This window comes from Komagataeibacter europaeus LMG 18890, from assembly GCF_000285295.1.
Lineage (GTDB): Bacteria > Pseudomonadota > Alphaproteobacteria > Acetobacterales > Acetobacteraceae > Komagataeibacter > Komagataeibacter europaeus.
Map to the genome: position 1 here is coordinate 18,766 of NZ_CADP01000033.1, position 12,841 is coordinate 31,606.

Here is a 12,841-nt window from a genome sequence, read left to right on the forward strand (position 1 = left end):
CCTGTCAGAGGGTAAGGTTTCTGACGGGCATTTCCACAAGCTGTAACTGTGGCGTCGTGCCGCCCTGCCATGCATTGGCGCCCGGCACGATCTGCGGTGTCGGGATGTCGGCACGGTTCTTTTTTTCGCTCAGGGTGGAAATATCGAAACGCCTGTCCCGGTCATCGAGCGAGGACTGGCTGACCTGCCCATCCCTGGTAAAGCCCATCATCAACTGGGGAATGCCCAGGGGCAGGTCATGATCCCGGTCGATCTGCCAGGTGTGCCATGTCTTGCCATAAGTGGTGACAAGATCGGCCATGAACGCATGTTCCCCCATGTCGGGCACGCCGGGTGCGACCAGCATGCCGGATTTCACTTCGTAATGATGGCTGTGCCATAATTTCTTTTCTTCTTCGGGAAGCGTCCTGAATATCGTCTCGCTGACAATGTATTCAACGCCGATAAGCCGGGCGTTTTTCTGGTTGGCTTCATAGATCACGCATTGATGGAAGCCTTCGCCCAGATGTGTGCAGAAATGATTGGCTTCGACCTGACGCCCCAGATCATCGGCATAGAAGTGGAAACCATTCAGATACTCGCTCATCGCATCGATCGGTTTCCTGGCCTGCAGGGCGCCTGCGGCCGTATCGAGTACGTCGCTGCGCAGGGATGTCGGACCGCCGGGCACCGGCGCCAGCTTTTTATCGGCCGCACCGGCCTTCCGTCCCGCAATGGCCATGAGCGGGGCCGCGACAAGGGTCGTGGCCACCGCACGGCCGAAACATCGGCGGCAGGTAAGGTTATGAAGGAACGACATGATCTGTCCTTTCAGGCGGCATGAACCGTGCTTCGTGCCGCTATAAAGCATGGCTGTGTGCCGGAGTTTCGTGGCCTGTCACGGGCGGGGCGGATAATCGGGGCCATGCCTGCCCCAGTCGCCCCCCATGGCCCGTACAAGGTCGACGCCACTCATCAGGCGGCGCGTATTGATGGTAATCAGGTCTTCGCACGCCTGTAGTTCCGCCGTCTGGGCAATGACAACCTGAAGGTAGTCCACCGCCCCTTCGCGGTACTGAACATTGGCCAGATGGTCGGTGCGGGTGGCCGCCGTTACCCCCTCCTCCTGCCATGTGGCGGCGTCGGCCAGGTGGTTGAGGAGCGCAAGCTGGTCTTCCACTTCATGGAAGGCCGTCAGGGCTGTCTGCCGGTAACTGGCTGCGGCCTGTGCATATTCCGCGTGCGTAAGCTCCAGATTGGCGAACCGCCGCCCGCCATCGAATATGGCCAGTGTCGCCAGCGCCGGGCCAAGCGCCCATACGCCACTCCCGGCGGAAGCCAGCATGCCGGTCGTGGTTTCCGAACCACCGGTTGCCCCAAGCGTGATGTTGGGAAAGAAGGCGGCCCGCGCCACGCCAATCCGGGCATTTGCCGCTGCCATCTGCCGCTCAGCCGATGCGACATCGGGCCTGCGTTCCAGCAGGTGGGCGGGCGCGGTTACGGGAATGACCGGCACGGGCGGCAGGCTGTCCGCCGGCGGGATTGAAAAAGTGGAAGGCTGTTCACCGATCAGCACCGCAATGGCATGTTCCGCCAGCGCACGGTCCGCCACCTGCTGTTCCAGCCGGGATTGGGTTGTGGCCAGCTGTGTGCGGGCTCGGCCGACATCCAGTTCATTCGCGGCCCCGCCCACAAATCGCCTTGTGGTCAGGTCCAGCGCCGCGGAATAGGCCGCCATGGTCTTCTGCAGCAGGCTGATGCGGGCATCCAGACCGCGTAGCTGGAAGTAATCATCACCCAGTTCGCCCTCCAGGCTGAGGCGGATCGACGCAAGGTCGGCGGCACTCGCCTGCGCATTGGCCCGCGCCGCCCTGACCAGATTGCGGATGCGCCCCCATATATCCGGCTCCCACGAAACAGTGCCGCCGGATTCATAGTCATGATATTCGTAATAATTGCCGGTGGCGGGAAAAAGCGCGCGTTCACGCTGTGCGCTGGCGGTTGCGTCAATCTGGGGAAAGAAGTCGGCCCGCGCCCGCCTGACCAGCGCGCGCGCCTGGTCATATCGCGCCACGGCGGCGGCCAGTTGCGGGCTGCCGTGTTCGATCCTGTCCTCCAGCCGGTCCAGCCCCGCATCACCCATGACCGACCACCACGCCCCGCGCTGCGCGGTGTCGGCAGGCCGCGCCGGTGTCCACACGCCGGTTTCCCTGAATGCGGCGGGCGTATCGGGTAGCGTGGGCCTGTGGTAACGGGGGGGCGAGATTGCAGCCGCACAGCAGGACAACGAGAAGCAGGACCGCCCTGCCACGCTCACGCGCCATGCCCGCCCTCACGCGGTTTGACGGGGTCCCCGTCCCCGATCTCATCCGGCGGGTTGGTTATGATCCTGTCGCTTGGTGTAATCCCCGTCACCTCGAGTTCGGTCCCGAAATCGATCAGGATCGCAACGGGCCGTATCCTGACATGGTCCTGCCCGTCCACCAGTGCCACGGTTGTCCCGTCCTGGCGGAAGAGCAGGCTGCTGGCGGGAATGCGCGCGGTAGGCGGCGCCTGTGGCCCGGGGCCGTGAAACGCAAAGGATATCTGGGCATAGGCGCCCGGCTTGAGAAGGTTTTCCCCGTTGTCATAGACAAGCTGGACCAGCATCGTGCCCGACTGGGAATCAACCGCATCCGAAGAATGAAGCAGACGGGCTTCAAACTGCCGGTTGCGGTAATCGGGCACCGTAAAATGCGCGACAAATCCCTCGCGCATCCGCGCGGCATAGGCCTGTGGCACACGTACGTAAAGCCGCAGGCGGCTTACGTCCGATACGGTAAAAAGCGGCTGGCTGGCCGCCGTCCCCGCCACGATCAGCGCGCCGATATCGGTCGCGCGGCTGGTGATCACACCGGCGAAAGGGGCAATGATGCGCTTGAAGGCGGAAAGCGTTTCAAGCCGTTCGACCTCCGCCGCGGCTTCATGGCGCGTGGCCTCGCTGGCTGCAAGATTGCCCCGGCGTTCATCCGTTTCCTGCTGGGATACGGCGTTCTGGGCATTCAGCCGGTCCCACCGGCGCGATGTGATCCGCGCCAGGTCGCGCTGTGCGGTCCGCGTGCCCAGCGCCGCCCTGGCACCGGCAAGCTGCAGGTCGACATCGGGCGTATCGATTTCCGCCAGAAGCTGGCCCGCCGCCACCTTCTGCCCGATATCGACATACCACTGCCGCAGGTAGCCATTGGTCCGTGCATAGACCGGCGCGCCGTACCATGCCTGCAGGATACCGGGCAGGACCAGCGTATCAACCGCGTGACCACCCGGATGCACGACCGTCACGCTGGGCACCAGCGCCGCGACATTGGTGGCGTGAAGCTGGCGGCGGTCATGGATGCGCGTCATCGTGCCCACCACCAGGATGATCCCGAAAAGGCAGGCGCCCCCAAGAACGATCCAGCGCAGGTGTGGCCTGGGTCCGGCATGTATGGCGGTGCGGGTTTCAGCCATGCGCGCGTGCCCCGTCCGTATCGTGGCGCGCACGCCGGTCGTAGATGATGGCGAAAAGCGCCGGCACGAAAAACAGGGAGGCGCAGGTGGCGAATATCAGGCCACCGATGACGGCACGCCCCAGCGGCGCGTTCTGCTCGCCCCCTTCGCCCAGCCCCAGCGCCGTCATGATCACGGGCCGCAGGCGGGTACTGCCCGCGGCCAGCGCCGCCTTGCGCGCATCCCCATGTTCCGCCAGCCGTTCGCGGCAGAAGGTGATGACCAGGATGGAATTGGCCGTCGCCACCCCCATGCACATGATCGCCCCCGTCAGCGCGGGAACGGAAAGCGGGGTATGCGTTGCAAACAGTATCCAGCATATGCCCGCAAGCGCGCCCGGCAGTGCGAGGACGACAATGCACGGATCGGTCCAGCTCTGGAAATTGATGACAATAAGCAGGTAGATCAGCACGATGGCCCCCAGCAGGCCAAACCCCATGCCCGAGAAGGCGGTTGTCATGGCCTGGTACTGACCGCGCAGCGTGACCGTGACGGTCCCGGGCCGGTCGTGATCGAGGTGGCGCAGGGCCGCCTGCACGTCCGTGGCGATGGCGCCCAGGTCGCGTCCGTCGCCGCCTGCGAAGACATCGACCAGCGATCGGATGTTGTACTGTGCCTCGACCGGGGAGGTCGTGCCACGCGTAATCGTGCCAAGCGCGCCAAGCACCTGCAGCTGGGCCGTTGAAACCCCGGTTACGGGCAGGCCGATGATATCCGCCAGCGAACTGATGCGGTATTCGGGCATCTGCACCGCGATGGGGTATGTGACCATGCTGTGCGGGTCCAGCCAGTACAACGGGGCGGTCTGCACGGTCCCGGCAATGGACGTGGCGATGGAGGTGGTCACGTCACCTTCCGTCAGGCCAAGCTGGTTGATGCGGGTGCGGTCGACCTCAAAACGCAGTTCAGGGTAATGGCCGGGCTGCTGGATGCGGGCATCGACCAGGCCGTCAATGTGGCGTATGGCGCGCAGTATGCGGTTTGCAAACTGTCGCGTCTCATCCGGACTGGGGCCGGATACCTGGATGTCGATCGGTGCCGGTGCGCCGAAATTGAGGATCTGGGTCGTGATGTCCGATGGCAGGAAGGCGAAGCTGGCCTCGGGGAAGGCCCTGGACAGTTCGCGGCGCAGGGTGCGGATGTACTGCCCGGTCGGGTGATGGTTTTCCTTCAGGGCGACAAGGATGTCCCCGTCCTGCGGCCCGATGGTGCCCGATGCGTTATAGGCGGTGTTGATGGCGCTGGTGGGCAGGCCGATGTTATCGGCAATCGAATCAACCTCGTCCGCGGGAATCCGCTGGCGGATCTGCTTCTCGATACGCTGGAACAGGGCCGATGTCTCCTCTATGCGCATGCCTATGGGGGAACGCACATGCAGGGTCATCGTGCCCGCATCGACCTGCGGGAAGAAGTTGCGGCCAAGAAACGGGAGCAGTCCCATGCTTAGCGCGGCAAAGCACAGGAAGCCGGCCACGAACCGGCCGCGATGGTCCAGAATGCTTTCCAAAAGCGCGCCGTAGCGCCCGCGCAGCGCTTCGAAACGCCGCTCGAAACCGTGCTGGAAGCGTGTGAAGACATTTTCCCCGCGCTGCCCTGCCTCCTCATGCGGGCGCAGCAGGAACATGGCCATGGTCGGCACGAGCGTGCGGGACAGGACAAAGGACATGACCATGGCGAACATGACCGACAGCGCCATCGGCACGAACAGGAAGCCCGCCACCCCCGGCAGGTAGAACATCGGCACGAACACGATGCAGATACACACAAGCGACAGGAAGGCCGGGACGATGATCTCCCCCGATCCATCGATGATGGCGGCATGGACATCCTTGCCCATTTCCAGATGACGCTCGATATTCTCGATCGTGACCGTGGCCTCGTCCACCAGAATGCCGACGGCCAGGGCCAGGCCGCCCAGCGTCATGACATTCAGCGTCTCGCCCAGCGCGGACAGGGCCGCAACCGCCCCCATGACCGATAACGGGATGGACGTCGCCACAATCAGCGTGGACCGCCATGACCCAAGGAACAGCAGGATCATGAGGCTGGTCAGCCCGGCCGCGATCGCCCCCTCGCGCATTACCCCGTTCACGGCGGCCCGGACAAACAGCGACTGATCGTTGACGGGCCGGAGCCTGAGCTGTTGCGGCAGGCCGCGTGTCGCATCGGGGATCATCGCCTTGACCCCCGCCACGATGGCGATGGTGGAGGTGGCGCCCGATTTCAGCACGGTCATGAGTGCGGAGCGCTGGCCATCCACATGCACCACGTTCTGCTGGGGCATGGACCCGTCGCGCACATGGGCGACATCGCCCACGCGCACCACGGCGCCATTGACCGTGCGCACGGGCAGCATGTTGAGCAGTGCGACCGAAAGGGGCGCGTTGTTCAGCCTGAAATTATACTGGTATTCCCCGATTTTCACGAAACCCGCGGGGGTGATCTGTGTCTGGGTGGTCAGGGCGTTGCCCACGTCCTGGGCCGAAACGCCACGCGACTGCAGCTTGCCGGGGTCAAGGTCCATCTGGATCTGGCGCACCTTCCCGCCATAGGGATAGGGAATGGCGGCACCCGGAACCGTGACCAGCCGGTTGCGGATGAAGTTGAAGCCGTAATCATAAAGCTGCTGTTCGGTCATGCCCTCGCCCGACAGCGCAAGCTGCACGATCGGCACGGTGGAGGCATTGTAATTCAGGATCAGCGGCGGCGTGGTGCCAGTGGGAAGCTGGCGCAGGATGGTCTGGGCAATGGCCGTGACCTGCGCATTGGCGATGCGGATATCGGTGCCGGGCTGGAAGAATATCTTTATCACCCCGATGCCTGTCAGCGACTGTCCCTCGATATGTTCGATATTGTTGACCGTCGTGGTCAGCGTGCGCTGGAAGGGCAGTACGATTCGCCCCGACATGTCCTGTGGCGAGAGATTGCTGTAGGTCCAGGCCACCGCAATGACGGGAATGCCGATATCGGGAAAGATGTCCTCCGGTGTGCGGATGGCGGAAAGTACACCGGCCATGGCGATCAGGATGGCCATGACGACAAATGTGTAGGGACGGGCAAGCGCCAGCTGAACAATCGCATTCATGCCACCTGCCTGTTTCCTGTCGGCTATGATGCCCCGTGGTTCACGGGGTATCCGGCTTCAGATAACGGCTGCGGCATGGCCCGGTTTGTGGCGCGGGGCAGATAATTTTGTATCAGGGCGCGGTATCCGGCGCGCGGGTTCCGCGCCGGACCGGTCGCGCCAGCAGGCGGAAAGGACAGGTTCTTATCCCGGCTGCCCTGCCCTATTTCTGGCAATCAAGGCATATCTTGCCGAAATGCCGGTTGCTTTCCTGATATCTGAAGGCGTCCACAATATTTTCCAGCGGGAATATACGGTCAATGACGGGCCGGAAGGCATTACCGTCAAATGCCCTTATCATGGCCTGCTGATCTGCCCGGCACCCGACAAGCACGCCCTGCAGGCGGAACTGCTTCAGCAACATCGGCACGATTTCCAGTTGGCCTGAAACCCCGCTGAGAATGCCGATGGTGGAAATATGCCCTCCCACCCTGACGGCTTCCATTGACTGTTCGAGGGTCCTGGCGCCGCCGACTTCAATAATATGGTCAACCCCTGTCCCGCCGGTCAGTTCCCAGGCCGTTTTACCCCATGCGGGATCGTGCCGGTAGTTGATCAGGTGATCTGCCCCCAGTTCGCGCAGGCGTTCGAGTTTTTCGTCACTGGAAGACGTGGCGATAACTGTCGCCCCGGCCATCTTGGCAAACTGAAGCGCGAATATCGATACGCCACCTGTCCCCTGCACCAGCACGGTGCTGCCGGGCCTGACCTGATCATCGACAAACAGGGAACGCCATGCGGTCAGGCCCGCCGTGGTCAGTGTCGCGGCCTCGGCATGGGTCCAGCCGCGCGGGGCATGTGTAAACGAGGTCGCGGGCGCCGTGACATCTTCACGCGCATAGCCATCAACCCCGTCGCCCGGCACCGTGGTAAATCCGATCACATGCGGTGCGCCAGCAAGCCAGGTAGGGAAGAAAGTGCTGACCACCCTGTCGCCGGGCGCGAATTCCGTAACGCCCGCGCCAACTTCAATCACTTCGCCTGCCCCGTCCGCCATGGGAATGCGCGGAACGGTCGGCCCCCACATGCCGCTTACAACGGCATAATCATGATAATTGAGGGATGAGGCATGCAGCTTGACCCTGATTTCACCATGTGCCGGAGCCCTTGCCGCCTGTTCCGTGATGGTTACATTTTCAAAACCACCCGGAGGCCGCACCACTATTGTCCTGACCATGACCGGTTTCTCCTTTCTGCTCTCATAACCGGGATATCAGAGACGGCGGAGCATTTCCAATGTCAGGCCATTTCATGAAATCTCATGTGGATACACATCTTTCTTTCCCTGTATTGCCAGACTCAGGACCTGTTAATTTATTGAACTGAGTGAGGCATTGTGATTCACAGGCTTACCGATGGAGGTCAGGCAGTGAGTGACGTGTAGCGACCAGATACGACCGCTGCGCTCATACATTCATGTCTGCAATCCACATCGCAGCAGGCTTCATCTTCCATCTCAAAGAATGAGTCCTGTGCCTAGACCGGCCAGAAGTATCTTTCGCATGCCTGCCCTGTTCCCCATCATATATAAAGCCCACGCCATCCTGAGTTATGACAGAAAAACCTGACGCGAAGCTGAACATATGATCTGCGGGCAGGAATTTATATTAAATTATATTATGAAAATTATTATAATTTAAATAAATATGGACATTCAGGGCGCATGGTTATTCATTATTGCTTTACCGCAATGCCATAATCCGCCGGTTACAGGCCACGCGCCAGGCCGTGCGGGTCGTTGCCGGCATGGACATCGGGGCGGCCTTCGGGGGAAAAGTGATTTTCCAGGTGCCCCTCCAGTTTTTCCAGCGACAGGCCTTTCGTTTCCGGCAGGAACCTTGCCACGAACATCAGGGAAACCAGATTGATCGCGGCAAAGGCGAAGAAGGTCGACGCGCCAATCCAGTGCAGGGCGGCTGGAAACAGGAAGGAAACAGTGGCGTTGAAAACCCACTGGGCCGCAACGGACAGCCCGGTCAGGATGCCACGCGCGCGCATCGGGAACAGTTCCGACATCAGCAGCCAGTACAGCGGTGAGACCATCATCTGGATGAACAGCAGCGCCACGAGGATGAAGCCCAGCGCCACCATGCCCTGCATGGGCGATCCACCCATCAGCAATAACGTCGCCCCAAGGCCCAGATGCGCGCATACGACACCGGCAAGGCCGCCCAGAAGCGTGAAACGACGCGCGAACCGCCCGATCATCCATATCCCCAGAAAGGTTGCGATGACCGCGACGACACCCGCGCCGATTGTCGCGGTCAGGGCCGCCTGGGTGCCCAGGCCGGTCTGGCGCAGGATGATGGGCGTAAAATACATGAAGGCGTTCACGCCGGTGAACTGGGCGGAAAACCCCAGCCCGATCCCGACCAGCAGCAGGCGCCGGATCCAGACCGTGCCCAGGGCCTCGCGCCAGCCCATCTGGTCGGATTCCTCGTTCACCTGTGCCCTGATTTCCCCCATTTCCCTGCTGACCTGTGTGTCGGTCGAGCGGATGAGTTCAAGCACCTTCCGCGCTTCGTCGGTCCGGCCACGGCTGGCCAGCCAGCGGGGGGAGCGCGGCACGAAAACCAGACCAAGCCCCAGCAGGAAAGCCGGGACCGCCGCGATCGCAAGCATGGTGCGCCAGATATCATTGGCCCCGGAAAACCGCGCCAGCAGGGCGCTGAGGACATAGGCGACCAGTTGCCCGGTCACGATCATCATCTCATTCTGGCTGACCAGCCGCCCACGCCTGCCCGGCGGCGCCATTTCCGAAATGAACATCGGGACAAGGGCGGACGCGCCGCCGACGGCAAAGCCGAGTACGGCGCGCATCACGACCATGACCGGGACCGTAGGGGCCTGTGACGTGCCGATCGCGCCGAACATGAAGATCACGGACAGCCCCATGAGGCTGTCGCGCCGCCCCACCCGGTCCGCCACGATACCGCACAGCAGCGACCCGACGGCCGCCCCCAGCACCAGCGCGGACGTGACCAGCCCTTCGGTCAGCGGGGTCAGGCCTAGCCCGCCCTGCGCGGATGGCAGTTGCATGAATGGAAGCGCGCCTGCGATCACCCCCGTGTCATAGCCGAATGCGAGCGCACCCATCGTGACGACCACGACAATTTTCGTTACCAGCTTCCGTGCGTCTGTAAGCGTTTTCATTCATGCATCCACAGTCTTTCAACCGTGTTCCCCTGAACGGATGGGCACTGAAAGCTGTTTATTTCTTTCATGCCATGAAACCGGAAAACACCTGGCGCACCTGTCGGGTTGCATAATTTCTGAAATGTCAGGAAATCTGTCTGTTCCTTTTTCGGTTGTGCTTCGTCATTTCTGTGCCGATGGGCGAAACCAGCCGCTGATACTCGACATGTTCCCACGGTGGCGGTCACTACATTGCGATCGGCAGGGAATAATATTTGCGGCGGCGGTTTCCGCCTGTGCTCTTCCCTGCCCTCCGCTGGCGGCTAGTCCACGATATGCGTGGCCTGTGCGTCGTTTCCGGGTAGTGTCCCGGCAACAGGAAACAGGGCACGGCAGGCCGGGCGCAACTGTTCGCGTCGGGCCTGCAGGCAGGCTGCAATTTTTTTCTTGTTGGGAATGTCCTTCCCGCAGAATTTGAATGCATCCCTTTCACATGCATGGGCTTCGCGCGCGCGTGTGCTCCCGGCGGCCAGGCACGTATTCATTCCCGATAAGAGCAGGACGAGCGCCCCTGCGCTGTTGATGCCGGTCTTCATGATCCGATATCTTTTTGTTCTTGTGGTCATGAACCATCCCTTTTCGCATGTATCGATCCGATCAGTGCCCGCTGCACCCGCGGTGCACTGACTCTGTTCCGGGCTATATAAACGATACGGTATCGTTCATCAACGGGTGCAGGGGTTCCGGTCATGACTGATGGCCGGGCATGGAACCGTGGCGTGGTTTATGGATGGACCGCCGTGGTCACGCGGCGCGCATTGCCAGAATGTTCCTGCCATCTTTCATCTGACCTCTGCCTGAATGTCGGCAAGTGCTGCGGGCGTGACTTTCCGTGCTGGCAGGCATGAAGTATGTTGCCATGAAAGCATGGCCAGTGATGAAAAATTATGGTATTGTTTTATTTACTATAGGTGAAATGTGAATAGACTGACATTTTTGATATTTGTATTACTGGCCGGTGTATCAGCCGCGCAGGCTCAGGACGGTGGCACACAGGAAACGCCAGCCCAGTTTGCGCAGCGTACTGGCCGTGACATTGCCAATAGTGAATTTGCCACGCCTGCCGATGCGCAGGAAGTGCAGTCGCAGGGCGCGCTGGAATACATGACGCGCAGATGTAATGAAGCGTTCCGGACGAATGCTGTATTAAGACAGCCATGCATTGATGCCGCGACCGATCAGGACATGAAAAACTTCATGGCCGCGCAGCAGGCGGCCAAAGGCGCGTCATCGCCTGCACCGCAGGCCCCGCCTGTTACGCCGGTCTATAGTATCATTGACGTGATTGCCGCCGGGAATTCCATCATAGGCAGGCATATTCAGGTCAATGGCCGCGGGTCATGTGTCCTGAGCGCCAATATATGTATCATATCGACAGAGGCCGCGCTGGAATCCAGTACGGCTGGTGATTACCAGTATCTGGCGTTCAGCGTACAGAATGTTGCTGATGGAAGCGACCTGCGCAAGGCGGTCGTCAAGTGTTCCGACATGACGCATGACATATGCAACATGCAGGTTGTCGGGTCCATTGTCAGTAAACAGGATAAAACTTTTATCATGTCCCCTTATGTGGACGGCCTTTACGATGCAAGAGGTCACATTGATTGCATTGTCGTATCTTTCTTCTGCGTATTTTCGCTCCAGCGAAATGCACTGATACTGTCATGATGTGGAGATCCGGTCAGATGCGCCCTTATGTCCGGCCTGTTTATGCGAAATCCTTCGCTGGCCATCATGGGTGTTCGCTTGCGTGTCAGGCACCAATCTGGATCTCGTGCTCAATGGCACATGGGGACATTCGGTATTGCCTGAACTGCTTCTGATTACAGTCTTTCCCATCACGCGGTCAGTGCATACTGCCGGATCTACCGGAGCTTATTCCGGTATCCATCATCCTGGTGGTACATGTCAGACTATAGCGACACTGCGACCGGCCGGACGATAGATCTCTTTGCGCGACAACAAAACCCAGATGATCCGGGCCAGCTTGTTGGCTAACGCCACGGTTGCCAGACGGCCCGGGCGACGTTCCAGAAGCTTGCAAAGCCATACTCCCGCAGCGCTATCCCATTTCTGTGCGCGGTAAAGCATGGATGTTGCGCCCAGAACGAGCATCTTTCTTATTTCCCGGTTGCCCGTTTTGGTAATTCTGCCCAATCGGGTTTTTCCGCCCGATGAATGCTGGCGCGGTACGAGACCAAGCCAGGCTGCGAAGTGCCGGGCCGTATCGAAGGCCCCAATATCGGTAACAGACGCGACAATCAGGGAGGCGGTTACCGGACCAATGCCCGGGATGGTCAAAAGACGGCGAGCATCTTCATCCTGTTTGGCATGTGTCCGGATACCTCCTTCCAGGTTTTCTATGCTTTCGTTCAGTCGACCATACTGTTCAAAGAGCAGCATGGTTGTCTGTTTCAGGGCATCAGGCAGATTGGATGAGGTTTCGATTTTCGCCAGAAGTTCGGGGAGACGGGCATTTCCAAGGGGAACAATCAAACCGAATTCCGCTGCAAGTGCACGCAACGCATTCACCAGCATCGTTTGCTGTTTGACCAGAAGGGTACGAGTTGAGTGCAGCGATAACAGGCTTTGCTGCTCCCGATTTTTAATCGGGACGAAGCGCGTGTCGGGATGGATCGCGGCAAGACAAATCGCGGCGGCATCAACAGCATCGTTTTTCTTGCCACGTTTGACAAATGGTTTGACCATTTCAGGGGGAATGAGTTTTACCTCATGACCGGTGTCACGGATGACACGAGCCCAGTGATGCGACGTGCTACAGGCTTCGAGTACGACCAGGCAGCGCTCCAGCTTTTCAAAGAATGAGATAACTTCACTCCGCCCGAGTTTCTTCTTGAGCAGACATTTTCCGCTTGCGTCCGTGCCATGCACTTGAAAAACAGACTTGGCGATATCCAGGCCGATTATGGTAACTTTCATCCGGGCGGTCTCCTCTGAATGGTCTTCCGACCTCATCATGGCACATTGATGTCGCATGGAGGCCGTCCACCCCATCTG

At 60.3% G+C, this 12,841-nt stretch carries 9 protein-coding genes; 1 reads left to right on the top strand and 8 read right to left on the bottom strand.

Going from position 1 to position 12,841, the window contains the following annotated elements; genetic code table 11:
* Positions 1-4: 4 nt before the first annotated feature.
* The 7 genes from GEU01_RS11095 to GEU01_RS11125 form a co-directional block, all read right to left on the bottom strand.
* Complete coding sequence (locus tag GEU01_RS11095; protein WP_232272503.1) at positions 5-799, bottom strand: OBAP family protein; 795 nt, start codon at positions 797-799, stop codon at positions 5-7.
* Between the two features lie 78 nt (positions 800-877).
* Entirely contained in the window at positions 878-2,290 is a 1,413-nt protein-coding gene (locus GEU01_RS22645; RefSeq protein ID WP_232272504.1) for an efflux transporter outer membrane subunit, read from the bottom strand.
* A 2-nt stretch (positions 2,291-2,292) separates the two neighbouring features.
* Positions 2,293-3,465: an efflux RND transporter periplasmic adaptor subunit gene (locus tag GEU01_RS11105; protein WP_010510261.1), complete on the bottom strand. Its 1,173-nt coding sequence runs from the start codon at positions 3,463-3,465 to the stop codon at positions 2,293-2,295.
* Positions 3,458-6,589 (bottom strand): efflux RND transporter permease subunit, encoded by a 3,132-nt coding sequence (locus tag GEU01_RS11110; RefSeq protein WP_019086143.1) that lies wholly within the window; start codon positions 6,587-6,589, stop codon positions 3,458-3,460. The genes GEU01_RS11105 and GEU01_RS11110 overlap by 8 nt, the downstream gene beginning before the upstream one ends.
* Before the next feature lie 202 nt (positions 6,590-6,791).
* On the bottom strand, positions 6,792-7,805 hold the full coding sequence (locus GEU01_RS11115) for a zinc-dependent alcohol dehydrogenase family protein (RefSeq protein WP_026018673.1): 1,014 nt from the start codon (positions 7,803-7,805) through the stop codon (positions 6,792-6,794).
* A gap of 530 nt (positions 7,806-8,335) precedes the next feature.
* On the bottom strand, positions 8,336-9,781 hold the full coding sequence (locus GEU01_RS22650; protein WP_019086145.1) for a sugar porter family MFS transporter: 1,446 nt from the start codon (positions 9,779-9,781) through the stop codon (positions 8,336-8,338).
* A gap of 305 nt (positions 9,782-10,086) precedes the next feature.
* Positions 10,087-10,359, bottom strand: a complete 273-nt coding sequence (locus tag GEU01_RS11125; protein ID WP_019086146.1) for a hypothetical protein — start codon at positions 10,357-10,359, stop codon at positions 10,087-10,089.
* Positions 10,360-10,759: 400 nt separating this feature from the next.
* Between GEU01_RS11125 and GEU01_RS11135 the strand changes: the two genes are divergently transcribed.
* Positions 10,760-11,491, top strand: coding sequence for a hypothetical protein (locus GEU01_RS11135; RefSeq protein ID WP_019086147.1), 732 nt, complete (start codon positions 10,760-10,762; stop codon positions 11,489-11,491).
* A gap of 240 nt (positions 11,492-11,731) precedes the next feature.
* On the opposite strand, the gene GEU01_RS11140 is transcribed toward GEU01_RS11135, so the two are convergent.
* Positions 11,732-12,763: an IS110 family RNA-guided transposase gene (locus tag GEU01_RS11140; protein WP_014106769.1), complete on the bottom strand. Its 1,032-nt coding sequence runs from the start codon at positions 12,761-12,763 to the stop codon at positions 11,732-11,734.
* Positions 12,764-12,841 lie beyond the last annotated feature (78 nt).